The organism is Pseudomonas sp. D5(2026) (assembly GCF_057766845.1).
Genome location: NZ_CM173421.1, coordinates 1,840,812 through 1,864,127, shown reverse-complemented (window position 1 = coordinate 1,864,127; position 23,316 = coordinate 1,840,812). Strand labels below are relative to the sequence as shown.

The following is a 23,316-nucleotide window of genomic DNA, read 5'->3' as shown; positions in this document are numbered from 1 at the left end:
TCAACGGATCAGTTCAAGGTGCAGGCCGTCTGCAGGCGCACTGCCGACTTCAAGGCGGCGGCTACGCACCCCGGCCTTGACCAGCGCCTCGCGCCAGGCCTCAGCCTGGGCGCCACTGAGGCTGACGCGCAAGCTGCTGTCGAGGTTCAGGCTGCGGGCCAGCAGGTTTACCCAGGTGTCTTGCGGCGCTGCAAGGTCCGGGTAGTCGAGCTTGCCGGTGTCGAGCATTTCGCGCAGCACCGTGGCAGCGGTTGGCAGCAGCTCGCCCAGCGGGCTGTCTGCGATAAACTCTTCCACATGCAGGTAGGCACGGCGGTTGCCACGGGTAACGCTGTACAGCGCGACCAGGGTGTCGGCCTCTTCTGCCGAGCGGCGTAGCAGAATGAACGCCTGCTGCTCATCGCCACCGTTGAGGCGGGCATTGGCGAATACATCATTGGCCCACAGGCTGGCCTCACCGCAATCACGCCCCTGGCACCAGAACAACGGGTAGCCACCGTCGCGTACAAGTGCTTCGCGGGCACTGGTGAAGGCCTCACGGGCAGTACGCTCGACGGGCAATTCGTAGGTCACCGAGCTGACCTGACCGCGGCTCTCGACCTTGTCATCGACCCGCAGGCGGCCACTGATCTTGCGCAACGGGCCCATCGGGTAGACCCGCTCCTGCTCGACGGCCGGGCGTTGATCGACCACCTTGGCGTCCTGCGGTACCGGCAGGCTACCAGCCCACAATACGGGGCTGGCGAGCACCAGGCAGGCTGCCAGGGCAGTGCGAATGGAAACAGGCGCGCTCATTGGCGAACCAGGCGGCGTTCAGCGCCGAATTGAAGCTCCAGGATGTCTGGCAGTTGCATGGTTGTCTCCCTGTTCAACCCGCCAAGCCTCGACACTTGTCCGGTGCAAGTCAAGCAAAGCCAAAGAAGCGATTGATACAGTCTGCGACAAGGACTGCGCCCTGCGCATCGTTCAGGTGCAGGTGATGGCCGCCGGGCAGCGTCACCTGTTCAAAGGGTAGCTGCTCCAGCAACCCCGTGTGGCGTGCCAGCATGCCGTCGGCAGCCACCACCAACAGCGCCGGGCAACTCACCCGCCGCACATAGGCCATGGCCTGGGCCTCGCTCAGGCGCACCGGCGAGGGCAGGGTCAAGCGGCTGTCGCTGCGCCAGCTGTAGCCACCGGGCACCGGCATCAGGCCACGCTGGGCCAGCAGTTCGGCCGCCTCACGGCTGACCGCGACCATGCCTTTCATTCGGGCTTGCACACCAGCTTCCAATGTCGCGTACACCGACTTGCGTTTGCCATCCAGCCGCAACTGGGCTTGCAGTGCCATCCCTAAGCGCTCGCCGGCGTCCTGCTCGGCGCCGGTCGGCGGGATGACGCCGTCGATCAACGCCAGGTGACTGACCCGATCGGGCAATGCCCCGGCCAGTTGCACCGAAATGATCGCGCCCAACGAATGCCCCAGCAGGGCGAAACGCTGCCAGCCCAGTTGCTCGGCCACTCGCAGCACGTCATGGGCATAGTCGGCCAGGGCATAACCGGCGCCGAGCGGGCGGTGCTCCGAATAGCCATGGCCGGCCAGGTCCAGGGCGACGATGCGCAGCCCTTTCAGTTGCGGAGCCAGGCGGGCAAAGCTGTTAGCGTTGTCCAGCCAGCCATGCAGGGCAATCACCGGCAGCCCGTCTTCGGGGCCGAACAGGTGTGCAGCCAGTTCGATATGGCCCAGGCTCAGGCGAATCTCCTCAACGTGCGCGCTCATGCCTGGCTCCAGCGGTCGAACAGGCCCTTGATCAGGCTGGCAGTGTCGGTCGGGCGTTCCAGCGGGAACATGTGCCCACCCGGTACACTGTGGTATTCACCTTTGGGCATGCCACGCACAGCCAAGGTGTGGTGGCGACGGATGACGTTGCTACGGTTGCCGCGCACCATGGCCAGCGGCACCTGCAACTGGCGCGCGGGGGCGGGGCTGGTATGCGGGATGCTGCGGTAGATGCTGATTTCGGTCGCAGGATCGAAGCGCAACTGTAGCCCCTGCTCCACCGCCTGCAGGCCATGTTCCAAATAAGCGTCGAGGCAATCGGGATCGAAATGGCGGAACAGTGACTTGCCCGCGAAATAGTCCCGGGCGCTGTCGCGGTCGTTGAAGGTTTCGCGACGCCCCAGGGTGCGCCCGGCCGGTGTGATGCGGTCGATGAAACCAAAGCGCTTGGCTGTGCGCAGCAGCCACTGATCCGCGCGGGTGAGCACTGGAGAGTCGAGCATTACCAGCCCCCGGTAGTACTCGGGGCAGCGTAATGCCGCATGCAGGTGCAACACCCCACCCAGCGAATGGCCAACGCCCCAGACTGGCTGGTCCTGCTGCGCCAGGTGATGCAACAGTTCATCGACCAGGCTTTGCCAGTTTTCGTCCACGGGAAAGCGCGGGTCATGCCCATGCTGGGCCAGGTGCTGCACCTGATAGTCCGGCGCCAGCGCTGCAAACAGCTTGCCATAGGTGGCCGATGGAAAACCGTTGGCATGGGCGAAGAAGATCTGCTGCGACATGGCGCCTGGTCCAGAGCGGAGTGATGGCCCATTGTCGGCATCAGCGGGCGGTTCGGCAATGTCCATAAAGGTCATCGGCGAGGGGGATCAGGTCATGCCGAGCGGTCGAAACTGCTCAGCGACCGCCGCAGGCAAGCCTGCATGTAGGCCACTTGGCTCTCCAGCGCCTCGCGGGCCAGACGCTGGCCCTGGTAGTCCAGTTGCAGGCGGCGCAAGGCCAGACAACTGGTTTGCAGCAGGTGCGAGACCCGCAGGCAGGCGTCCTGCAGTGTACGCAAGTCCTGTTCGCATTGTTGCCTCGCCGTGGGCTCCAGCCTGGGGTTGTCGCTCACCTTGCGCATCAGGTGATAGAACCTGGCATCGGCCGATTCGCGCAGCAGGCTGTATTGGGCGAAATCCAGCGAAGTACCTTGGTCAACCTGTTCCAGGGTGGGTTGCAGGTCCAAGGAGCGCAACAGCTCCAGCATTTCACCCCTCATTCGCCGCTCCCTGATATTTGCCGTGGGGCAACGCTAGCAAGCGATGGTGAAGCGCGACAACTGACAAAAATGCCAGTTGCCTTAGCGATCTTTACCCACGCCAGCACTCAGACCCGGGCGAGACAGTGGCCTGCACAAGCCATCGCAGGTTCAAGCGGGTGAGTGGATGGCCCGAAGCGTCATCAGCCCGGCCAGCGGCCAGTCACCTTCCAGCTCCGCCAGGCTGGCAGTACTCATGGCTGCCGGCTGTTGCTTGTGACCGTGCTCCAGCGCACCGACCAGGGTACCCACCAGCGGCTGATGGCTGACCAGCAGTACATGCTCAAGCCCCAGGCGCTCGATTTCGCCGATGACCTGCTGCACATCCCCCTCAGGCGTCAGCCAAGGCACGGTGCGCACTGGCTCGGCGAAGCCCAGGGTTTCATGTACCAGCGTGGCTGTCTGCTGGGCGCGTACGTAAGGGCTGGCGAAAATCGCCTGCAATGGCTGCCCGATCAGGTGAGCAGCACTGTGCAGCACCTGCTCGCGACCATGGGCCGTCAGCCGGCGCTCGGCGTCTGTATTGGCCCGCGGCTCAGCTTCACCGTGGCGCAGTACCCACAGCTTCACAGCTTGGGTTCCTCGTCACGCACCGGGTGGGGTGCCGGCGCCACGGCGTGCGCGGCTTCGCCTTCCGGCGCACGCGGGGCAGGCCAGTCAGCGAACGGCCATGGCTTCTGGTCGCTGTGAAAACTGCCGAAGCGGCCGATCTGTGCCAGGTACTGGCTCAGGCTGTCGCCGAAGTTCATGAGACTGGCGCTGGGTGCCCCATACACCAGTCGGTAGATCAGCTGTACCAGCACCAGGCCACCCAGCAGCACCTCGGCCAGTTGCCATACCACCAGGAACACCAGCATCCACAGCACCCGCAGGATGATCGACTCGCGCTGGGCGCGTTCGGGCGTATCGTTCATGTGTTGCTCCTTGCTCGTGTCAGAGCCACAAAGGGCTCAGTTGAAACCGCTGATGGAAATGAAATCGACATCGGTCTTGGGCTCGGCGCGCATCAGGTGCTCGATCACCTGGTTCAGCGTGCGGCCTTCGAACAGGATGGCATGCAGGCCAGCGACCAGCGGCATGTACACCTGCACTTGCTGGGCTTTGCTCTTGAGCACCTTGAGCGTGTTGACACCCTCGGCCACTTCGCCCAGGCGGTTGACCGCCTCTTCCAGGCTTTGGCCCTGACCCAGTGCGTAGCCAACCTGATAGTTGCGGCTCTTGGGCGAGGAGCAGGTGACGATCAGGTCACCGACACCGGCCAGGCCGAGGAAGGTCATGGGGTTGGCGCCCTGGCTGACGGCGAAGCGGGTCATCTCGGCCAAGGCCCGGGTAATCAACATGCTCTTGGTGTTCTCGCCCATCCCCAAGGCCACCGCCATGCCGGCGATGATCGCGTAGACGTTCTTCAGTGCCCCGCCCAGTTCGACGCCGAAACGGTCGGCACTGGCGTAAACGCGGAAGGTGCGCCCATGCAGCACGGCCTGTACCTGCTGGCACAGTTTTTCGTGCTCACTGGCCACCACTGTGGCAGTCAGTGCATGTTCGGCGATTTCGCGCGCCAGGTTAGGCCCCGACAAAACGCCGATGCGCGCCTCGGGGGCGATTTCTTCGAGGATCTGGCTCATCAGCTTGAAGCTTTGCGCTTCGATGCCCTTGGTCAGGCTGACCAGGCCTTTGCCGCGCAGCAGTTCGGCATGGGGTGCCAATACGCTGCGCAAGGCACTCGATGGCAGGGCAACAAAGATCAGCTCACTGGCCTGCAGGGTGGCCAGCAGGTCGTTGACCGGCTCAACCCCATCGTGCAAGCGGATGCCCTTGAGGTAGCGCGGATTCTCGCGATTCACACGCATGGCCTCGGCCTGCGCCGGATCGCGCATCCATTGGCGCACCGGCACACCGTTTTCCGCCAGCAGGTTCGCCACGGCGGTGCCGAAGCTGCCGCCGCCCAGAACCGCAACAGGTTGCTGTTCAGTCATATCCAATCCATTAAAGCCAAAAGTTAGTGGCGACTCCGCCATTATACGGCTCGCCTGCCATGCGCCAAGGCTAGCAACGCAGATGACACTGTCATGGCCACATTGCAACAAATGCAGGAGCGAGCTTGCTCGCGATGCGCCGCGCGGGCGGCGTTCGATTTCCGCCCCCCGTGAAAGCGTCAAGACAGGCACGCTGCAAAACCGCTGCAGATCACTGGAAAATACGCCAAGGTCAGTTACCATGCCTGTTTCAATCCTGAAACAAAGGCAGCCCCGTGTTCCCTGGCACGCCCCCTTACCCGCGCCTGCTGTTATTGACCGCCCTGCTTGGCGGTCAGGCCATGGCCGACGACCTGTTCATCGACAATACCGATCTGCCACAGGTTCTGACCGCCACACGCCTGAAACAATCCCCCGCCGCTGTACCGGGCAGCATGACCGTACTCGACAGCGAACTGATTCGCGCCAGCGGTGCCCGTGACATCCCCGAACTGCTGCGCCTGGTACCGGGCATGATGATCGGCTACGGTGCCGGTAATCAACCCACGGTCAACTACCACGGCAGCAACGTCAACGACGCACGGCGCATGCAGGTACTGATCGATGGCCGCTCGGTGTATCGCGCAGGCCTGGCCACGGTGGACTGGAGCGACATCCCTTTGGCCATGGAGGATATCGAGCGCATCGAGGTATTCCGCGGCCCGAACACAGTCAGCTATGGCGCCAACGCATTGATGGCGGTGGTCAACATCCTCACCCGCCACCCCGCTGACAGCCATGGTACGCGGCTGAAAGTGACGCGCGGCCAGGACGGCATCAACGACTTCTATGCCAGCCACGGCTTCGGTTGGGACGGCGGCGACATGCGCCTGTCGCTGTCAGGCCAACAGGACGACGGCTTCGATGAGAACCAGTTCGGCCAGGACTACCGCGACAGCCGCCGCCTTACCCGCCTCAACCTCAGCGCCAACCACAACCTGGCGGTCGACCAGACACTGGAGTGGCAACTGGCGGCCAAGGAAGGCAGCAATCAGCGGCCCTACACCTACCAGCCAGTGTTCCAGAAGTACGAGTCCGGGAACAATGCCGACGTCAACGCCAAGGACTATGCGGGCTCGTTGCGCTGGACCAAAGACTTCAGCGCCGAACACAGCCTTTATATCCAGGGCTCAGCCCAGCATTTCGATCGCCAGCAAGTGTGGCGCGCCTGTGATGCCTTGCAGTCGTTCAGCCCCGAACTGACCCAGCTGTGGCAGTTGAACCCCGACTTCGCCGAAAAAGTGGCGCGCGGTATTGCCTTGGGCAACCTGCCCACGACCAGCGACCCGGTGCTGAGTGCGCTCTCCGACAAAGTGCAGGCGCAATGGAAGGCCGGTGGCAGCCAGCCGGTCTGCGGCGATGTGGACCAGAGCACCCGTGAAACCCGCTATGACCTGGAAATCCAGGACACCCTGAGCCTGACCGACAGCCTGCGTCTGCTCAGTGGCATGAACTACCGCTATGACCGCGCCGACTCGCAGACCTACTTCAACGGCAGCATCGACGACCAGACCTGGCGTCTGTTCGGCCAGCTGGAATGGCGGGCCGACGAGCACTGGATACTGCAAGGTGGGGCCATGTTCGAAGACTCGCGCCTGTCTGGCAGTTCGCTGACCCCGCGCGTCGCGGTCAACTACCTGATCACCCCGCGCCACGGCCTGCGTGCGGTGTACTCCGAAGCGGTGCGCTCGCCCGACATGTTCGAGAACAACGTCAACTGGAGTTACACGGTCAAGAACCTGACCCCTAATGCATTCGGGCTGCAAAACGGTGAGTACTTCGTCAAGACCCGTGGCCCTGGCGATCTTGAACAGGAGCGCATGCGCTCGCGCGAGCTAGGCTACAACGGCTACTTCAGCGACATCGACCTGAGCCTGGATGTGAAGCTGTTCTACGACGAGATCACCGGCATGATCAGCGAGCCTCTGAGGAACAACCAGTACATCGCCAGCAACGCCAACAAGGCCCGTTTCAGCGGCAGCGAGGCGCAGATGGACTGGCGTCCCACCCTGCGCGACCGCCTGCGCCTGACCTATGCCTACGTCGATGCCTGGGCCAGCAACCCCGACGACCGCCGCCTCAGCGCCCGCAACAGCGGCTCGGCCGGGTGGATGCGCGAATGGGGTGCCGGTTGGTCGAGCGCGCTGTTCTACTACGGCGACGATGCCCTTAACCAGTACCGCTACGAGCGTCTGGACCTGCGCCTGGCAAAACGCTTTCGGGTGTATGGCAGTAACCTGGAACTGGCGGCGCTGTGGCAGCAGCGCCTGGACGATGAACCGACCACTGCCGTGCAGAACCGCTACGACAGCCGTCACCGCCTGAGCGTGAGCGCGGAGCTGGAGTTCTGATGGCCCTGCTGCTGCGCTTGTTGCTGCTGTGCCTGTGGCCGTTGGGGCCTTTGTCCGCCAGCGAAATCCTGCTGGTGGGGGCTGAGGACCAGCCCGGTATCCGCAGCTTCATCGCCGCACTGGAAAGCCGCCGACCGCAAGATCACGTGCAGTTTCAGATCACCGCCAACCTGCCACGCCCAGGCAAGCTCAAAGCCGACCAACGCCTGATCCTGCTCGACAGCGCAGCACTGGAATGGCGCCTGGGGGAAACCGCCGGCCCGCCGGCACTGGTCATGCGGGTCAGCCGGGTACAGGCTGAACAGCGCCTGGGAAAGTCGCGCCCCGCGTTCCTCACACTGTTGTGGAGCGACGCACCGTTGGGACGGCAACTGCGCCTGATACGCTACTTGTTGCCGCAGGCCAGGCGCATTGGCGTGCTGTACGGCGAGCACAGCAGTTTCCTGCTGGACGAACTGCGCCATGCTGCACGGCCGCTAGGCCTGGAGATCATTGCCCAGGACTGGTCCGATCCGCGTGATAACCGCCCCCTGCAGCATCTGCTGGGCAACAGCGATGTCCTACTGGGCCTGGACGACCCTGACTTGTACAACTCCAAGACTGCAAAGAATCTGCTGTTGAGCAGTTATGGCCGGCAGATGGCGCTGATCGGCCCGAACGCCGGCTTCGTTCGCGCCGGCGCCCTGGCCAGTACCTACAGCGACCAGGACGACTGGTTGTGGGTGCTTGACCAGTTGCTCGATCAGCCGCCGACGCGCTGGCCGCGCAGCCTGTACCCCATGCGCTACGGCGTCAGTGGCAACCAGCAGGTGGCCCGTGCCCTGGGTCTGGAACCGATCGATCAGAACGCCGCCGCCAAGGCCCTGGCCGAGGGAGAACCTACCCCATGAGCAAACGCTTGAGCTGGGACATTCATACCCGCACGCAGATCATCAGCCTCGGCCCCGCCCTGTTACTGACCTTGCTCTTGATCAGCTTCTTTACCTTCGTACGCATCCAGGACCTGCGCCAGGAACTCAACCACACCGGGCAACTGATCGCCAACCAGTTGGCACCGGCGTCGGAGTACGGGGTGATTTCGGGCAACAACGAAGTGCTTGAAGGGCTGATGCGCGCCACCCTCAGCATCCCGCACGTGCGCTTTCTGGAAGTGCAGGACAGCCGCAACCACATCCTGGTGTACGTCGAGCAGTCCGACGAAAGCGCCAACCGCGCGCAACAGGTCGAGGTGTTCCAGGCGCCCATTCGCCTGCAACAAATCCGCCTGGACAACGACTTCCTGCAACAGGGCAAAACCACCCTCCCGGCCATCGGTGACGACTACCTGGGCCGGGTGATTGTCGGCATGTCTGATGACGCCTTCAGTCAGCGCCAGCAGGAAATCGTGATCAAGGCCGGGATCCTGGCGCTGTTCGCCCTGCTGTTCACCTTTTTGCTGGCACGCCGCCTGGCCCTGAGCCTGGCCAAGCCGATCAGCGACATGGGCCACGCGGTCAAGGCTATTCAGCAAGGCGAGTACAACACCCCCCTGCCGGTAGTCGACGACAGCGAGCTGGGCCACTTGGCCCGCCACATCAACAACCTGGCCAGCGCCCTGGAGCAGGCCAGTGATGAACAGAAGCAGGCCATTGCCGAACTGATCCAGGCGCGCGAGGAGGCCGAACAAGCCAACCGCGCCAAATCGGATTTCCTGGCGATGATGAGCCATGAGTTGCGCACGCCGATGAATGGCGTGCTGGGCATGCTGCAACTGCTGGAAACTACACCGCTGAGCAGTGAACAGGCCGATTACACGGCAGTGGCCAGCGAGTCCACCGGGCATTTGCTTAAGGTCATCAACGACATCCTCGATTTTTCGCGCATCGAACGCGCCGCATTGCAACTGGAACACATCGACTTCAACCTCGGCGAGCTGATCACCAGCAGTGTCCAGTCGTTCCAGCACAGCGCCCAGCAACGCGGCCTGGGCCTGCACCTGCAACTGCCGGCCGGTATCGAGCAGTTGCAGGTGAACGGCGACCCCACGCGCATCCGCCAGATCCTGCTTAACCTGGTGGGCAACGCCCTGAAGTTCACCGAACGTGGCCAAGTGCAAGTCGAGGCACGCTGGCAGGTGCTCGACCGGCAGCTGATCTGGCTGACCTGCAGCGTGCGCGACACCGGCATCGGCATCGACAGCGATCGCCTGGAAATGATGTTCGTCGCCTTCCAGCAGGCCGACAGCTCGATTTCCCGTCGTTACGGCGGCACCGGGCTGGGGTTGTCGATCGCTCGTACCTTGGCCGAGCGCATGGGCGGCAAGCTACGCGGTGAAAGCCGTGAGGGCCTGGGTTCGACCTTCACCCTGGAGATGCCGCTGGCCCTCGCCACCCCTGCCCCCATTCCGCGGACGCCGCCAACAACTGCACAAACGACGGTACCGGACAATGATAAGGTACTGCTGGTGGAGGACAATCCGGTCAACCGGAGTGTCGTAGAAGCCATGCTGCGCAGTCTGGGGGTGCCAGTGTGCACGGCCGAGGATGGCCTCGAAGCCGTCGAACTGGTCGGCCGCCAGCGCTTTGCTGCCGTACTGATGGATTGCCGCCTGCCGCACCTGGACGGCTATGAAGCCACCCGACGCATCCGCCAGTTGCCCAACGGCAAGGGGCTACCGATCATCGCCCTGACCGCCAACGCCCTGCAGGGCGACCGTGAACGTTGCATGGCCGCCGGTATGGACGATTATCTCAGCAAACCCTTGCGCCGCACCGAATTGCAGCGGGTGCTGCAGCACTGGTTACCCGGTCAGACAACCGCGACTGGCGATAAATGCTAAAGTGCGGCAGTCTTAAACACTGGACAGGACCTTCATCGGACCTGAAAATAGACGTTTCAGTGCACACCTGTACTTCTTTCACCAGGTGCGCTGTGACTTTCACCACAACGCAATAGTCTACCTGTAGGCTGCCGCCTCGAAGCGCTTGGTTTTCGGGCCGGCCGGGAAGATTCATCCCCTGCCGCAGGGGGTTATTGAGGAGCTCGCATGACCAAACAACACGCCTTTACTCGGGAAGACCTGCTGCGCTGCAGTCGCGGTGAGCTGTTCGGCCCAGGTAATGCGCAACTGCCCGCGCCGAACATGCTGATGGTCGATCGCATCACCCATATCAGCGAAGAAGGCGGCAAGTACGGCAAAGGTGAGTTGGTCGCCGAGCTGGATATCAACCCGGACCTGTGGTTCTTCGCCTGCCATTTCGAAGGCGATCCGGTAATGCCGGGCTGCCTGGGCCTCGACGCCATGTGGCAGCTGGTTGGCTTCTTCCTCGGCTGGCAGGGCCTGCCGGGCCGTGGCCGCGCCCTGGGTTCGGGCGAGGTGAAATTCTTTGGCCAGGTACTGCCTGAAGCCAAGAAAGTCACGTACAACATTCACATCAAGCGCGTCCTGAAAGGCAAGCTGAACATGGCCATCGCCGATGGCTCGGTCAGCGTCGACGGCCGCGAGATCTACACTGCCGAAGGCCTGCGGGTCGGCGTGTTCACCTCCACTGACAATTTCTAAGGGTTATTCGCATGCGCCGCGTCGTTATCACTGGTCTGGGCATCGTATCGTGCCTGGGCAATGACAAAGCTACCGTCACCGAAAACCTGCGCAACAGCCGTCCGGGTATCCGTTTCAACCCGGAATACAAGGAAATGGGGCTGCGTAGCCAGGTTTCCGGGTCCATCGACCTCAACCTCGAAGAACTGATCGACCGCAAGGTTTACCGCTTCGTCGGCCACGCGGCTGCCTACGCCTACCTGGCCATGCAGGACGCGATCAAGGACTCCGGCCTGACCGAAGAGCAGGTTTCCAACCCGCGTACCGGCCTGGTGGCTGGCTCCGGCGGCGCCTCGACCCTGAACCAGATGGAAGCGCTGGACACCCTGCGTGAGAAGGGCGTCAAGCGCGTCGGCCCATACCGGGTAACCCGTACCATGGGCAGCACCGTGTCGGCATGCCTGGCCACCCCGTTCAAGATCAAGGGCATCAACTACTCGATCTCGTCGGCCTGCGCCACCTCGGCTCACTGCATCGGTACCGCACTGGAGCAGATCCAGTGGGGCAAGCAGGACATCGTCTTCGCCGGCGGTGGTGAAGAAGAGCACTGGAGCCAGTCGTTCCTGTTCGATGCCATGGGCGCCCTGTCGACCAAGCGCAACGAAACCCCGGAACTGGCCTCGCGCGCCTACGACGCTGACCGCGATGGCTTCGTCATCGCTGGCGGTGGCGGCATGGTCGTGGTCGAGGAACTGGAACACGCCCTGGCCCGCGGCGCCAAGATCTACGCCGAAATCGTTGGCTACGGTGCAACTTCCGACGGCTACGACATGGTTGCTCCTAGCGGCGAAGGCGCCATCCGCTGCATGCAGCAGGCGCTGTCCACCGTCGACACCCCGATCGACTACCTGAACACCCACGGTACCTCGACCCCGGTCGGTGACGTGGCCGAGATCAAGGGCGTGCGTGCCGTGTTCGGCGACAAGGCTCCGAAGATCAGCTCTACCAAGAGCCTGTCGGGTCACTCGCTGGGCGCTGCCGGCGTGCACGAGGCGATCTACTGCCTGCTGATGATGGAAAACAACTTCATCGCCGGCTCTGCCAACATCGACGAGCTGGATCCGGAAGTCGCCGACTTGCCAATCCTGCGTAAAACCGAAGAAAACGCCAAGATCGACACGGTCATGAGCAACAGCTTCGGCTTTGGCGGCACCAACGCCACCCTGGTGCTCAAGCGCTGGGAAGGCAAGTAAGACGCTGCTGCTGTAAATGAAAACGCCCCGACTGGTTCGGGGCGTTTTTGTTTGTGTTGCCCGCGAAGAGGCCGTCACAGGCTAATGGCGCGCCTTGGGCAGCACCGCCAGAAAGTTCTCACGGGCCACCTTGTGCGCTACCGCCTCCGGCAAGGCATCCAGAAACGGTTTGAACCCGTGCATCTGCTCCCCCAGGCTGCCAAACCGCCCTACCACATCCGAACCCAGCATGAACCGCTCCGGGAAGCGCTCGACCAATGCCAGCCATTCCTCGCGCGGCTTGCCCTTCTCGTTCAGCAGATAAGGCTGCAGCACACTCCACGACAAATCGACATACAGGTTCGGATAGTCCTCCAGCAATCGCGTCAGCACTGGCAGCAGAAAGTCCATCTGCGTCTGGTGGCGGTGTATCTCCATGCTGCTGCCCGCGTGCGCCCAGATGAATCGCGTATGCGGGTGATTGCGCAGCGGCTCTTCGATCTCCGCCAGGTACAGCGGGTTGCGCTCGCGCTTGGAAGTAAGGTTGGAATGCAGGAGCACGGGCAGGTCGCGCTCGGCCGCCAGGTGGTAGATACGCGTCATGGCTTCATTGTTGGCACGTGGCGTGTCGCCACTGGTCAGCGCTGTCAGGTCATCATGGCGGGTGAACACCTCGCCGATGCCCTGCCACAGCCCTGGGTACATATCGAGCATGCGCTCGATATGACTGACAGCGTTCTTGTCCACCGGGTTGAAACCGCTCAAAAACGGGTGAAAACGTTTGCGCTGCTCGATCGGCAGCTGCTGCAGAGCCGCAGCCACGTAGGTGTCGGTGGCGCTGTACCAGTAGGCATCAGCGTCATCACCGGCGTAGTAGCGCGGGCGTTTGGGTTCGTCTTCGTGCCATTTTTTGGCCACTGGTATTCCGGAAATCATCGACTGCTCGATACCCGCAGCATCCATGGCCTCAAGCAGGGCCGGCATGCCTTCGCTTTCCTGGAAAAAGTCCACGTAATGCAAATGGGCATCGCTGTAGCGGTAGTCGCGTGCCTGGGCCGCCTGGCTTAGACAGGCAGACAACATCACGCAGGCCAGCGCTCTGGCAATCATGGGCAGGTTCCTTCTCCGAGTATGAAAACAATAGACCGGCCGGCCAACGCGACGGTTCAGCCACGGCAGGCAAACCGTTATGCTTGAAGCACTGTCACCTCGCCTGGAGCCGTCCCATGAGCAGCCCCCTGGTCATTCACCCCCGTGCCGAATCGGTCGAGGGCCAGCCGATCCTGCGCCCGCTGCCATCGGCCCAGTGCCGCAGCGTTGGCCCGTTCGTGTTTTTCGACCACATGCTCGAAACCGACTACGCCCCGGGGCATGGCATGGACATCCGCCAGCACCCGCATATCGGCCTGTCCACCCTGACCTACCTGTTCGAAGGGGCAATCCAGCACAAGGACAGCCTGGGTTCGGACCAACACGTGCTGCCCGGCGATGTCAGCTGGATGACGGCTGGCAGCGGCGTGGCCCACGTTGAGCGCACGCCTGCGGACGCCCTGGCCCATGGCTCACGTCTGCACGGCCTGCAGGTATGGCTGGCGTCGCCGCGTGAGCATGAACAAGGGCCGGCGAGCTACAGCCATCACCCTGCGGCGAGCCTGCCGGTCAGCGACAGCCTGGGGGTGCGTATCTGCATGATTGCCGGCAGCGGGTTTTGCCTGACGTCCCCGGTACCGGTGCTGTCCCCCACCCTGTATGCCCATGTCCGGATGCAGCCGGCGACTACCCTGCTGGTGCCAGAAGAGCCTGCGCAGCGTGCGCTGTACCTGCTCGACGGTGAGCTGATGATGAATGACGAGGACGTGGCGCCGTGCAGCCTGGTGGTGCTTCCGGAGGGCGAAGCGGTGACGTTGTATGCTGAAGGTGAGTGTCAGCTGGTGCTGATAGGTGGCGCACCGCTGGATGGGCCGCGGCGGATGAACTGGAATTTCGTGGCCAGCGACCCGGAACTGATCGAGCAGGCAAGGGCCAGGTGGGCTGCCGGGGATTGGCCTGCGGTGCCAGGGGAAACTTCGAGGATCGAGTTGCCTCGGTGATTGGGGCCGCTTTGCGGCCCCGTGCACTATCAGCGCTGGAACACTTCAGTCAGCAGGTTATGCATTGAGCGGAACGCCCGCTCCGAGGTCCGCCGGTCATACTGCATCTTGCCCGGTACATTGGCACTCGGGTCGGTGAACGAGTGCACCGCGCCGCCGTAACTGAGCAACTGCCAGTCCACCTTGGCCGCGTTCATCTCGTCTTCGAATGCCGGCAGCTGCTCTTTAGGCACCAATGGGTCGGAGGCACCGTGCAACACCAGCACCGAGCCCTTGATGCGCTTGGCATCTTCAGGGTTCGGCGTGTCCAGGGTCCCGTGGAACGACACTGCCGCGCGCAGATCGGCGCCGCTACGGGCCAGTTCCAGGGCGCAGCAGCCACCGAAGCAGAAGCCGAAGGTGGCCACCTTGCCAGGCTCCAGCAGCGCCTTCGACTGCCCCAGCAATTGCGCCAAGGCTTCCTGCATGCGCTTGCGCAGTTCACCACGGTCGTCCTTCAACGGCATCATCGCCGCGCCAGCCTCGTCGGCATTGGACGGGCGCACCGATTGCCCGTACAGGTCGGCGATCAGCACCACATAGCCCTTCTCGGCCACTTCTTTGGCGATGCGCTCGGCACCTTCACCAATGCCCATCCAGTTCGGCGCCATCACCAGCCCTGGGCGGCCCAGCGCACCCGGCTCATAGACCAGGCGGCTTTCGTAGGTTTTGCCGGACAGGTGATAAACCAGTGATTCGACGATTACTTTGCTCATCAAGCACTCCTTTGGCACTCGTCATAAAAAAGCCCGCCGAAGCGGGCTTTGCTGTGCATCAACTCAAGCAGACAGCTCGACCAGTAGCTTGTTCAGGCGACGAACGTACGCTGCCGGGTCCTTCAGGCTGTCACCGGCCGCCAGGGCTGCCTGATCGAACAGGATATGCGACAGCTCGGCGAAGCGGTCTTCGCTCTGCTCGTTGTCCAGCTTCTCGATCAGCGGGTGGCTCGGGTTGAATTCGAAGATCGGCTTCGACTCCGGCACTTTCTGCCCGCTGGCCTCGAGGATCTGGCGCATCTGCAGGCCCAGGTCCTGCTCGCCAATGGCGAGGATTGCCGGCGAGTCGGTCAGGCGGTGCGAGACACGCACTTCGGCGACGCTGTCACCCAGCGCACCTTTAAGGCGCTCGACCAGGCCTTCCTTGTCTTTTGCCACTTCTTCCTGGGCTTTCTTGTCTTCTTCCGAATCCAGCTTGCCCAGGTCCAGGTCGCCACGGGCAACGTCTACGAAGGCCTTGCCGTCGAACTCGTTGAGGTAGCTCATCAGCCACTCGTCGATGCGGTCGGTCAGCAGCAGCACTTCGATGCCTTTCTTGCGGAAGACTTCCAGGTGCGGGCTGTTCTTGACCTGCGCGTACGACTCGCCGGTGAGGTAATAAATCTTGTCCTGACCTTCCTTGGCGCGGGCCAGGTAGTCGGCCAGGGCGACGCTCTGCTCGCCGCTGTCGTCCTGGGTGGACGCAAAGCGCAGCAGGCCGGCGATTTTCTCCTTGTTGGCGAAGTCTTCGGCCGGGCCCTCTTTCAGTACCTGACCGAAGTTCTTCCAGAAGCCCTTGTACTGCTCGGGTTCGTTCTTCGCCAGCTTCTCCAGCATGTCCAGCACACGCTTGGTCAGCGCGGTCTTCATCGAGTCGATGATCGGGTCTTTCTGCAGGATTTCACGCGACACGTTCAGCGACAGGTCGTTGGAATCGACCACACCCTTGATGAAGCGCAGGTACAGCGGCAGGAACGACTCGGCCTGGTCCATGATGAACACACGCTGCACGTACAGCTTCAGGCCGCGCGGCGCTTCGCGCTGGTACAGGTCGAACGGCGCACGGGCCGGCACGTAAAGCAGCGAGTTGTATTCGAGCTTGCCTTCGACCTTGTTATGGCTCCAGGCCAGCGGGTTTTCGAAGTCATGGCCAATGTGCTTGTAGAACTCCTGGTACTCCTCGTCCTTCACCTCGGTGCGCGAACGGGTCCACAGGGCGCTGGCGCGGTTGACGGTTTCCCACTCTTCGGCCGGCTGTTCTTCACCTTCGGCGGCGGTCTGCTCTTTCGGCAGTTGAATCGGCAGGGCGATGTGATCGGAGTACTTCTTGACCACGTTGCGCAGGCGCCAGCCATCGGCGAACTCCTGCTCGTCCTTCTTCAGGTGCAGGACGATACGGGTACCACGCTGTGGTTTGTCGATGGTGGCGACTTCGAATTCGCCCTCGCCTTTCGACGACCAGTGCACACCTTCGGCCGCAGGCTGACCAGCACGGCGGCTGTACACATCGACCTTGTCGGCCACGATGAACGCGGAGTAGAAGCCCACGCCGAACTGACCGATCAGGTGCGAGTCCTTCTTCTGGTCACCGGTGAGGTTCTTCATGAAGTCGGCAGTGCCGGACTTGGCGATAGTGCCCAGGTGGGCAATGACGTCTTCGCGGCTCATGCCGATGCCGTTGTCCTCGAGGGTCACGGTACCGGCGTCCTTGTCGAAGCTCAGGCGAATCTTCAGGTCAGTATCGCCCTCGAACAGCTCTGGCTTGGCCAGGGCTTCGAAACGCAGCTTGTCGGCGGCGTCGGAAGCGTTGGAAATCAGCTCCCGCAGGAAGATTTCCTTGTTCGAGTACAGCGAGTGAATCATGAGGTGCAGCAGTTGCTTCACCTCGGTCTGGAAGCCCAACGTTTCCTTTTGTGTTTCCACAGTCATGGTCTTCGAAACTCCGATCTGATGGCGGTGGCGCCTGGCGGCCGGTTCGGCCAGCGTTAACGGCGGATGTCATGCAGATGGGGGCTGCCCGGATGATTTCAAGGGCTTTTCCGGTTCGATCTTGAAATGCGCACGGGCCGTGGCAATCGGCGACTGTCTGTCGCCCTGCCAGGCAGTGATGGCCACGTTGGTCACCCGCCGGCCCTGGCGCCACAGCTGGCACTGGGCGTAGGTATCGCGAAAATGCCCGGCGCGCAGGTAGTCGATGGAAAAGTCGATGATCTTCGGAATGCTTGCGCTCTCGCTGTAGATCAGCAGGTACAGCGCTGCCGACAGCTCCATGAAGCCGGCGATCACGCCGCCATGGATGGCCGGTAGCAGCGGGTTGCCGATATTGTCCGGGCTGGCCGGCAAGCGGAACAACACATCATCGCCCTGACGCTCGCATTCGATGCCGATCAGCCCGGCATAGGGAATCAGCGCCAGCAATGGTCGATAGTCGCCTACCGCATGGGCGGCGTTGAGCTGCTGACGCACCGCGTGTGGAATCATGCGTCGCCCTCCTTCAGGCTGTCGCCGAAACGGATGCCGCCCTTGATGTCCTGGCCCAGGCGCATGAACGTGCCGACCACTTGGCAAATGGGCTGGTCGGGGTCGTCCTGGTAGGCGGTGCCACGGGTGAAGATCACGTCGCGGGTTACACGGTAGCACTGGGCGTGGCCGTAAATGTCCTTGCCCGCCTCAGCCGGGTGCATGTAGTCGATGCGCAGGTCCAACGTCGGGCACACTTCGAAGCGCGGCAGCACACACAACGTGGCCATCCCACAAGTGGTGTCCATCAGCGTGGTCAGTGCACCGCCGTGCACGGCACCGGTTTGCGGGTTGCCGACAATGGCCGGCGACCATGGCAGGACCAAGGTCATGCCGTCGCCATCGGCCTGCGCCACGCGCATCTGCAACAACTGACAATGTTTTAACGCCGAGAGAAAGCGCTCGGCCATTGCCATCAAGGTTGAATCGCTCATTGGCTGTTTCCACCGGCCGCAGGGCAGCGGCATGAATTCGTTTAAAAGTCTATATAGAACCGGACGTTATATATCTGTATTCTTTGTTGAACTTATTCCGCGTAGTGGCACTCGAAGGAACAAGTCACTTATTCCACCAAGGAGAAACATCCCCATGCGTAAACCTTTTGCTTTTGCTCTGATGCTGGCCGCTGCCATGGGCCTGGCTGCTTGCGATAAAGCGAGCGAAGACAAAGCCCAAGACGCACAGCAACACGCCGAGCAAGCCCAGGAAAAAATGGGTGAAGCTCAGGATAAGATGAACGAAGCAGCCAAGGAAAACGCTGAAGCTGCCAAAGATCAGGCCGAAGCCGAGCAGAAGGCTGCCGAAGAAGCCGCTCCGGCTACTCCGGCACCAGAAGCAGCTCCGACTACTCCGGCGCCAGAAGCAGCTCCAGCTACTCCGGCAGAACCTGCCAAGCAGTAACTTGAGCGAACAAAAAAACCCGACAACTGTCGGGTTTTTTTGTGTTCGCAAGTTGCAGCTTAACCGTTTAAGCCGATAGTTCACTCGCCTTCGGCAACTATCACCCCCCGTCCCGTGCCGCGCAGTAAATTTTGCGGGCTGCTTCTCGTTCAAAGTACAACCCCGCGACGTGTCTCGGAGGAATTTACTTTGGCCGGAACCCTGCATGAAACGTCCCCTCTTGGCCCGTCGGGCCCTGATCACCTTATTTGGTCTGGCAACACTGCTGGCCGTGAGTGCCTGGCAGATCATGCCGCCCAGCCGCAACGGCCTGAATACCGTCACTGTCAGCCGGAGTGATATCGAGAGCAGCGTTACCGCCATCGGCACCTTGCAGCCACGCCGCTATGTAGACGTCGGCGCCCAGGCATCCGGGCAAATCCGTGCCATCAAGGTCGAGGTCGGCGACACGGTGCAAGAAGGCCAGTTGCTGGTCGAGATCGACCCGTCCACGCAACAGGCCAAGCTGGACGCGGGGCGCTACTCGATCGAGAACCTGCAGGCACAGCTGCAAGAGCAACGTGCCCAGCATGAGCTGGCCCGGCAGAAGGCCCGGCGCCAGCAGAGCCTGGCGGCGGGCGGTGCCACGCGCGAAGAGGATGTGCAAACGGCGCGCGCCGAACTCAAGGCCACCAAGGCGCGCATCGACATGATCCAGGCGCAGATTCGCCAGGCCCAGGCCAGCCTGCGCAGCGACCAGGCCGAACTGGGTTACACACGCATCTATGCCCCCATGAGTGGCACCGTGGTCGCACTGGATGCCCGCGAGGGGCAGACGCTAAACGCCCAGCAGCAGACCCCGCTGATCCTGCGCATCGCCAAATTGTCACCGATGACGGTCTGGGCTGAAGTGTCGGAAGCGGACATTGGTCATGTCAAACCCGGCATGCACGCCTATTTCACCACGCTCAGCGGTGGCACCCGGCGCTGGAACAGCACTGTACGGCAGATCCTGCCGGTGCCGCCCAAGCCGCTGGAGCACGCCAACCAGGGCAGCGGCAGCCCGGCCAGCAAAAGCAATGGCCGCGTGGTGTTGTATACGGTCTTGCTGGACGTCGATAACGCCGACGGCGCCCTGATGGCGGAAATGACCACCCAGGTATTCTTCGTCGCTGACCGTGCGCACAATGTGCTGACCGCCCCGATTTCTGCGCTGAACCCAGGCAAGCAACCCGATCGCAGGCTGGCACAGGTACTGACGAAACACGGCGCCATCGAGAATCGCGAAGTACGCACCGGCATCAGTGACCGGCTGCGCGTGCAGATTCTCGAAGGGCTGGAAGAAGGAGACCACCTGCTGATCAGCCCCTTGCTCAGTGCGGGAGGGTAAATGCCAGTCCCACTGATCGAGCTGCGCGATATCCGCAAATGCTATGGCGGCGTCGATACACCGCGAATCGAGGTGTTGCGCGGCATCAACCTGAGCATTCACGCCGGTGAATTCGTCGCCATTGTCGGTACCTCTGGCTCAGGCAAGTCTACGCTGATGAACATCCTCGGCTGCCTGGACCGCCCCTCCAGTGGCGACTACCTGTTCGCGGGTGAACAGGTGGCCAGCCTGGACAGTGACGCACTCGCCTGGCTGCGGCGTGAAGCCTTCGGTTTCGTGTTCCAGGGCTATCACCTGATTGCCTCCGGCACCGCCCAGGAGAATGTCGAAATGCCGGCAATCTATGCCGGTATGCCCGCCGCCGAGCGCCACGCGCGCGCCCATACCCTGCTCACCCGCCTGGGCCTGGCCGAGCGCACCGCTAATCGCCCGCACCAGTTGTCCGGCGGCCAGCAGCAACGCGTGTCTATAGCCCGCGCGCTGATGAACGGTGGCCACATCATTCTGGCAGACGAACCCACTGGCGCCCTCGACAGCCGCAGCGGTACCGAAGTCATGGCCCTGCTCGACGAACTGGCCAGCCAGGGCCATGTGGTGATCCTCATCACCCACGACCGGGAAGTCGCCGCACGAGCCAAGCGCATCATCGAAATCCGCGATGGCCAGATCATCAGCGACCAGGCCCAGCCTGAGCCACTGCCCGCTTCGCCGCCCAAGAGCGAGGTGCTGCAGGCCGTCGACCTGCGCCAGCGCCTGAACGACGGCAGCGAGCACAACGGCGCCTGGAAAGGTGAACTGCTGGACGCCGTCAAGGCGGCGTGGAGGGTGATGTGGATCAACCGCTTCCGCACCGCACTGACGTTGCTGGGCATCATCATCGGAGTGGCGTCGGTGGTGGTCATGCTGGCCGTGGGTGAAGGCAGCAAGCGCCAGGTCATGGCGCAGATGGGCGCTTTCGGCTCCAACATCATCTACCTCAATGGCAAGCCACCCGCCCCCAGGGCGCCGGAAGGCATCATCACCCTGGACGACACCCGCGCCATCGCCACCCTGCCCCAAGTGCGCATGATCATGCCCGTCAATGGCGGCAAAGCCGGTGTGCGCTATGGCAACCAGGACCTGAAGCTCTATGTCGGAGGCTCCAACACCTACTTCCCGCAGATATTCAACTGGCCAGTGGCACAGGGCAGTTTCTTCACCGAGGCCGACGAAGCCGCCGGCGCGGCAGTGGCGGTGATTGGCGAAAAGACCCGGGAAAAACTGTTTGCCGACCGCAACCCGGTGGGCCAGTACATACTCATCGAGAACGCACCGTTCCAGGTCATCGGGGTACTGGCCGGCAAGGGCGCCAGTTCTGGCGACCAGGATGCCGACGCCCGAGTGATGGTGCCCTACACCACGGCCAGCGTGCGCCTGTTCGGCAACCAGGCCCCGGAATACGTGGTGATCGCCGCTGCAGATGCGCGCCAGGTGAAGCAGACCGAGCAGGTCATCGACCAGTTGCTGCTGAAACTGCACAACGGCGTACCCGACTTCGAACTGACCAACAATGCGGCCATGATCCAGGCCGAAGCCAGGACGCAGAACGCGCTGTCGCTGATGCTGGGCGCCATTGCCGCCATTTCGCTGCTGGTGGGCGGCATCGGGGTGATGAACATCATGCTGATGACCGTACGCGAGCGCACTCGGGAAATTGGTATCCGCATGGCCACCGGCGCGCGCCAGCGCGACATCTTGCGCCAGTTCCTCACCGAAGCCGTGATGTTGACCATGGTCGGCGGCGTCAGCGGCATCGCCCTGGCATTGCTGATCGGCGGCGCCCTGAGCCTGGCCCAGGTCGCCGTCGCCTTCTCGCTGCCCGCCGCCATTGGCGCCTTCGCCTGCGCCGTGGTCACCGGTATCGCATTCGGCTTCATGCCCGCCCGCAAGGCCGCCCGGCTCGATCCGGTGGCCGCCCTCACCAGCGTATGAGTACCCCAACGTTGATCAAACCCTTGCCCCTGCTCGGCGCCTGCCTGCTGCTGAGCGCCTGCGCCACCCCGGCAACGCCGCCACAACACGGCGTGCATGCCCCGGCCCGCTGGCAGGCGGCCACGCCCGAGGCCCCACCACGCCACTTGACCGGCTGGTGGCAGTCGTTCGGCAGCCCTGCACTGAACCAACTGGTGGAGCAAGCCCGCACCGACAGTTTTGAAGTCGGCGCGGCCATGGCCCGGGTTCGCCAGGCACAGGCCGATGCGGTCATTGCTGGCGCCCCCTTGCTGCCCGAGGTCACCGGGGCCGCCAATGCCAACCGCGAGCGCCTGCAGCACGGCAACGGCTACAGCCAACTGAATTCCAGCCCGACCCAGCGCACCACTCATTACCTGGATGTGGCCCTGAAGGCCAGCTATGAGGTGGACTTCTGGGGCGGCAACGCGGCAGCGCGCGAGAGCGCCCTGCACGGCCTGCAAGCCAGTGAGTTCGAGCGCGCGACCGTTGAACTGACCTTGCTCGGCAAGGTTGCCGACAGTTACATGCAGGCGCTGGCCTTCCAGCAACAAGGACATATCGCTGACCTCAACCTGATCAACGCGGAGCATGTCCTGCAACTGGTACAAACCCGCTTCGATGCAGGCTCGGCCACGGCACTGGAACTGGCCCAGCAACAAAGCCTGGTCGCCTCCCAGCAACGGCAACGTCCTCTCTACCAGCAACAGGCCCGGGAGGCCCTGATTACCCTGGCGACCCTGGTCGGGCAGCCGGTGCAGAACCTGCAACTGGGCAACACGCGCTTTGAACAGCTCAAGTGGCCCTCGATCAATGCGGGCCTGCCCAGCGAACTGATCAGCCGACGGCCGGACATCGCCAATGCCGAGGCCAAGCTGGCGGCGGCTCAGGCCAATGTGCGCGTAGCCCGTGCGGCGATGCTGCCCAAACTCAACCTGACGGTGATCGTCGGCAGCGGCAACGATCATTTCCCGGACGTCTTGCGCAACCCTTTCACCAGCCTCGCCGCAGGCCTGATCACGCCGGTGTTCGACAACGGCCGCCTGCGCGCTGAGCGCGACAAGGCGGTGGCAACCCAGGACGAACTGCTGCAGAACTACCGCGGCGCCATCCTGGCTGGTTTCAGCGATGTGGAAAAGGCCCTCAATACCCTGGACGGTATCGACCGGCAACTGCATTGGCAGGCCATCGAACTGCAACAGGCGCGCAAAGCCTTCAACATCGCCGAAAGCCGCTACCAGGCAGGTGCCGAGGACCTGCTGACCGTCCTGCAAACCCAGCGCACCCTGTACCAGGCTCAGGACGAGGGTGTGCAACTGCGCCTCAAGCGGGTCATGGGCAGCATCGCCCTGTACAAGGCCCTGGGCGGCGGCTGGCAGGTCGATGGCGCTGAAGCAGGTGCCATACCCGGCGCTTAAACATCGGCAGGTGCGGTTCGTCTTTATCCATGGACAGCACCCGACAAGTCGCACTC

Annotated in this window: 22 protein-coding genes; 10 read left to right on the top strand and 12 right to left on the bottom strand. The window is 62.8% G+C overall.

Annotation, left to right across the window (positions count from 1 at the left end; translation table 11 throughout):
* The 7 genes from AC3B5Q_RS08515 to AC3B5Q_RS08485 form a co-directional block, all read right to left on the bottom strand.
* Positions 1 to 795: a DUF4892 domain-containing protein gene (locus tag AC3B5Q_RS08515; RefSeq protein ID WP_021785487.1), complete on the bottom strand. Its 795-nt coding sequence runs from the start codon at positions 793 to 795 to the stop codon at positions 1 to 3.
* Between the two features lie 109 nt (positions 796 to 904).
* Positions 905 to 1,759, bottom strand: a complete 855-nt coding sequence (locus AC3B5Q_RS08510; protein ID WP_176682187.1) for an alpha/beta hydrolase — start codon at positions 1,757 to 1,759, stop codon at positions 905 to 907.
* Positions 1,756 to 2,544: an alpha/beta fold hydrolase gene (locus tag AC3B5Q_RS08505; protein ID WP_101196440.1), complete on the bottom strand. Its 789-nt coding sequence runs from the start codon at positions 2,542 to 2,544 to the stop codon at positions 1,756 to 1,758. The genes AC3B5Q_RS08510 and AC3B5Q_RS08505 overlap by 4 nt, the downstream gene beginning before the upstream one ends.
* 92 nt (positions 2,545 to 2,636) lie before the next feature.
* Positions 2,637 to 3,011, bottom strand: a complete 375-nt coding sequence (locus tag AC3B5Q_RS08500; protein WP_325951013.1) for a hypothetical protein — start codon at positions 3,009 to 3,011, stop codon at positions 2,637 to 2,639.
* Between the two features lie 162 nt (positions 3,012 to 3,173).
* Positions 3,174 to 3,632 (bottom strand): phosphohistidine phosphatase SixA, encoded by a 459-nt coding sequence (sixA, locus tag AC3B5Q_RS08495; protein WP_488392976.1) that lies wholly within the window; start codon positions 3,630 to 3,632, stop codon positions 3,174 to 3,176.
* On the bottom strand, positions 3,629 to 3,976 hold the full coding sequence (locus AC3B5Q_RS08490; protein ID WP_252459068.1) for a DUF4389 domain-containing protein: 348 nt from the start codon (positions 3,974 to 3,976) through the stop codon (positions 3,629 to 3,631). The genes sixA and AC3B5Q_RS08490 overlap by 4 nt, the downstream gene beginning before the upstream one ends.
* Before the next feature lie 36 nt (positions 3,977 to 4,012).
* Positions 4,013 to 5,038, bottom strand: a complete 1,026-nt coding sequence (locus tag AC3B5Q_RS08485) for an NAD(P)H-dependent glycerol-3-phosphate dehydrogenase (RefSeq protein ID WP_325950587.1) — start codon at positions 5,036 to 5,038, stop codon at positions 4,013 to 4,015.
* A gap of 275 nt (positions 5,039 to 5,313) precedes the next feature.
* On the opposite strand from AC3B5Q_RS08485, the gene AC3B5Q_RS08480 reads away from it, so the two are divergent.
* The 5 genes from AC3B5Q_RS08480 (at position 5,314) to fabB (ending at position 12,201) form a co-directional block, all read left to right on the top strand.
* Positions 5,314 to 7,428, top strand: coding sequence for a TonB-dependent receptor plug domain-containing protein (locus AC3B5Q_RS08480; RefSeq protein ID WP_488392975.1), 2,115 nt, complete (start codon positions 5,314 to 5,316; stop codon positions 7,426 to 7,428).
* The gene (locus AC3B5Q_RS08475) at positions 7,428 to 8,318 is read left to right on the top strand and encodes an ABC transporter substrate-binding protein (RefSeq protein WP_103444698.1); all 891 of its coding nucleotides are present in this window, start codon (positions 7,428 to 7,430) and stop codon (positions 8,316 to 8,318) included. Before AC3B5Q_RS08480 ends, AC3B5Q_RS08475 begins: the two co-directional genes overlap by 1 nt.
* Positions 8,315 to 10,246: an ATP-binding protein gene (locus AC3B5Q_RS08470; RefSeq protein WP_084850704.1), complete on the top strand. Its 1,932-nt coding sequence runs from the start codon at positions 8,315 to 8,317 to the stop codon at positions 10,244 to 10,246. Before AC3B5Q_RS08475 ends, AC3B5Q_RS08470 begins: the two co-directional genes overlap by 4 nt.
* A 207-nt stretch (positions 10,247 to 10,453) precedes the next feature.
* On the top strand, positions 10,454 to 10,969 hold the full coding sequence (gene fabA, locus AC3B5Q_RS08465; RefSeq protein WP_003251509.1) for a 3-hydroxyacyl-[acyl-carrier-protein] dehydratase FabA: 516 nt from the start codon (positions 10,454 to 10,456) through the stop codon (positions 10,967 to 10,969).
* Between the two features lie 11 nt (positions 10,970 to 10,980).
* Positions 10,981 to 12,201 (top strand): beta-ketoacyl-ACP synthase I, encoded by a 1,221-nt coding sequence (fabB, locus tag AC3B5Q_RS08460; protein ID WP_021785478.1) that lies wholly within the window; start codon positions 10,981 to 10,983, stop codon positions 12,199 to 12,201.
* Between the two features lie 81 nt (positions 12,202 to 12,282).
* Here the strand turns inward: fabB and AC3B5Q_RS08455 are convergent, their stop codons facing one another.
* The gene (locus AC3B5Q_RS08455; RefSeq protein ID WP_392523402.1) at positions 12,283 to 13,290 is read right to left on the bottom strand and encodes an amidohydrolase family protein; all 1,008 of its coding nucleotides are present in this window, start codon (positions 13,288 to 13,290) and stop codon (positions 12,283 to 12,285) included.
* 116 nt (positions 13,291 to 13,406) lie between these two features.
* Here AC3B5Q_RS08455 and AC3B5Q_RS08450 point away from each other — a divergent pair, with 116 nt between their 5' ends.
* Complete coding sequence (locus tag AC3B5Q_RS08450) at positions 13,407 to 14,270, top strand: pirin family protein (RefSeq protein ID WP_488392974.1); 864 nt, start codon at positions 13,407 to 13,409, stop codon at positions 14,268 to 14,270.
* A 29-nt stretch (positions 14,271 to 14,299) separates the two neighbouring features.
* Here AC3B5Q_RS08450 and AC3B5Q_RS08445 read toward each other — a convergent pair whose 3' ends face one another.
* The 4 genes from AC3B5Q_RS08445 to AC3B5Q_RS08430 all read right to left on the bottom strand — a co-directional run bounded on the left by AC3B5Q_RS08445 (position 14,300) and on the right by AC3B5Q_RS08430 (position 18,018).
* The gene (locus AC3B5Q_RS08445) at positions 14,300 to 15,025 is read right to left on the bottom strand and encodes a dienelactone hydrolase family protein (RefSeq protein ID WP_392523401.1); all 726 of its coding nucleotides are present in this window, start codon (positions 15,023 to 15,025) and stop codon (positions 14,300 to 14,302) included.
* A 63-nt stretch (positions 15,026 to 15,088) separates the two neighbouring features.
* Positions 15,089 to 16,993, bottom strand: coding sequence for a molecular chaperone HtpG (gene htpG, locus AC3B5Q_RS08440; protein ID WP_488392973.1), 1,905 nt, complete (start codon positions 16,991 to 16,993; stop codon positions 15,089 to 15,091).
* A gap of 69 nt (positions 16,994 to 17,062) precedes the next feature.
* Positions 17,063 to 17,545, bottom strand: coding sequence for a PaaI family thioesterase (locus tag AC3B5Q_RS08435; RefSeq protein ID WP_003251519.1), 483 nt, complete (start codon positions 17,543 to 17,545; stop codon positions 17,063 to 17,065).
* A complete protein-coding gene (locus AC3B5Q_RS08430) occupies positions 17,542 to 18,018 on the bottom strand; it encodes a PaaI family thioesterase (protein WP_021785473.1) in 477 nt (158 codons plus the stop codon). Before AC3B5Q_RS08430 ends, AC3B5Q_RS08435 begins: the two co-directional genes overlap by 4 nt.
* Before the next feature lie 154 nt (positions 18,019 to 18,172).
* Here AC3B5Q_RS08430 and AC3B5Q_RS08425 point away from each other — a divergent pair, with 154 nt between their 5' ends.
* The 4 genes from AC3B5Q_RS08425 to AC3B5Q_RS08410 all read left to right on the top strand — a co-directional run bounded on the left by AC3B5Q_RS08425 (position 18,173) and on the right by AC3B5Q_RS08410 (position 23,260).
* On the top strand, positions 18,173 to 18,484 hold the full coding sequence (locus AC3B5Q_RS08425) for a hypothetical protein (RefSeq protein WP_021785472.1): 312 nt from the start codon (positions 18,173 to 18,175) through the stop codon (positions 18,482 to 18,484).
* A 205-nt stretch (positions 18,485 to 18,689) separates the two neighbouring features.
* On the top strand, positions 18,690 to 19,853 hold the full coding sequence (locus tag AC3B5Q_RS08420) for an efflux RND transporter periplasmic adaptor subunit (RefSeq protein ID WP_021785471.1): 1,164 nt from the start codon (positions 18,690 to 18,692) through the stop codon (positions 19,851 to 19,853).
* A complete protein-coding gene (locus AC3B5Q_RS08415) occupies positions 19,854 to 21,824 on the top strand; it encodes a MacB family efflux pump subunit (protein ID WP_103444699.1) in 1,971 nt (656 codons plus the stop codon).
* Positions 21,821 to 23,260: an efflux transporter outer membrane subunit gene (locus tag AC3B5Q_RS08410; RefSeq protein WP_488392972.1), complete on the top strand. Its 1,440-nt coding sequence runs from the start codon at positions 21,821 to 21,823 to the stop codon at positions 23,258 to 23,260. The genes AC3B5Q_RS08415 and AC3B5Q_RS08410 overlap by 4 nt, the downstream gene beginning before the upstream one ends.
* The last annotated feature ends 56 nt before the right edge of the window (positions 23,261 to 23,316 follow it).

Excerpts from the sequence above, each read along its gene's own strand:
- AC3B5Q_RS08515 (WP_021785487.1), bottom strand. The coding sequence starts at position 795 with ATGAGCGCGCCTGTTTCCATTCGCACTGCCCTGGCAGCCTGCCTGGTG.
- AC3B5Q_RS08510 (WP_176682187.1), bottom strand. The coding sequence starts at position 1,759 with ATGAGCGCGCACGTTGAGGAGATTCGCCTGAGCCTGGGCCATATCGAA.
- AC3B5Q_RS08505 (WP_101196440.1), bottom strand. The coding sequence starts at position 2,544 with ATGTCGCAGCAGATCTTCTTCGCCCATGCCAACGGTTTTCCATCGGCC.
- AC3B5Q_RS08500 (WP_325951013.1), bottom strand. The coding sequence starts at position 3,011 with ATGCTGGAGCTGTTGCGCTCCTTGGACCTGCAACCCACCCTGGAACAG.
- AC3B5Q_RS08490 (WP_252459068.1), bottom strand. The coding sequence starts at position 3,976 with ATGAACGATACGCCCGAACGCGCCCAGCGCGAGTCGATCATCCTGCGG.
- AC3B5Q_RS08485 (WP_325950587.1), bottom strand. The coding sequence starts at position 5,038 with ATGACTGAACAGCAACCTGTTGCGGTTCTGGGCGGCGGCAGCTTCGGC.
- AC3B5Q_RS08475 (WP_103444698.1), top strand. The coding sequence starts at position 7,428 with ATGGCCCTGCTGCTGCGCTTGTTGCTGCTGTGCCTGTGGCCGTTGGGG.
- AC3B5Q_RS08470 (WP_084850704.1), top strand. The coding sequence starts at position 8,315 with ATGAGCAAACGCTTGAGCTGGGACATTCATACCCGCACGCAGATCATC.
- fabA (WP_003251509.1), top strand. The coding sequence starts at position 10,454 with ATGACCAAACAACACGCCTTTACTCGGGAAGACCTGCTGCGCTGCAGT.
- fabB (WP_021785478.1), top strand. The coding sequence starts at position 10,981 with ATGCGCCGCGTCGTTATCACTGGTCTGGGCATCGTATCGTGCCTGGGC.
- AC3B5Q_RS08455 (WP_392523402.1), bottom strand. The coding sequence starts at position 13,290 with ATGATTGCCAGAGCGCTGGCCTGCGTGATGTTGTCTGCCTGTCTAAGC.
- AC3B5Q_RS08450 (WP_488392974.1), top strand. The coding sequence starts at position 13,407 with ATGAGCAGCCCCCTGGTCATTCACCCCCGTGCCGAATCGGTCGAGGGC.
- AC3B5Q_RS08445 (WP_392523401.1), bottom strand. The coding sequence starts at position 15,025 with ATGAGCAAAGTAATCGTCGAATCACTGGTTTATCACCTGTCCGGCAAA.
- htpG (WP_488392973.1), bottom strand. The coding sequence starts at position 16,993 with ATGACTGTGGAAACACAAAAGGAAACGTTGGGCTTCCAGACCGAGGTG.
- AC3B5Q_RS08435 (WP_003251519.1), bottom strand. The coding sequence starts at position 17,545 with ATGATTCCACACGCGGTGCGTCAGCAGCTCAACGCCGCCCATGCGGTA.
- AC3B5Q_RS08430 (WP_021785473.1), bottom strand. The coding sequence starts at position 18,018 with ATGAGCGATTCAACCTTGATGGCAATGGCCGAGCGCTTTCTCTCGGCG.
- AC3B5Q_RS08425 (WP_021785472.1), top strand. The coding sequence starts at position 18,173 with ATGCGTAAACCTTTTGCTTTTGCTCTGATGCTGGCCGCTGCCATGGGC.
- AC3B5Q_RS08420 (WP_021785471.1), top strand. The coding sequence starts at position 18,690 with ATGAAACGTCCCCTCTTGGCCCGTCGGGCCCTGATCACCTTATTTGGT.
- AC3B5Q_RS08415 (WP_103444699.1), top strand. The coding sequence starts at position 19,854 with ATGCCAGTCCCACTGATCGAGCTGCGCGATATCCGCAAATGCTATGGC.
- AC3B5Q_RS08410 (WP_488392972.1), top strand. The coding sequence starts at position 21,821 with ATGAGTACCCCAACGTTGATCAAACCCTTGCCCCTGCTCGGCGCCTGC.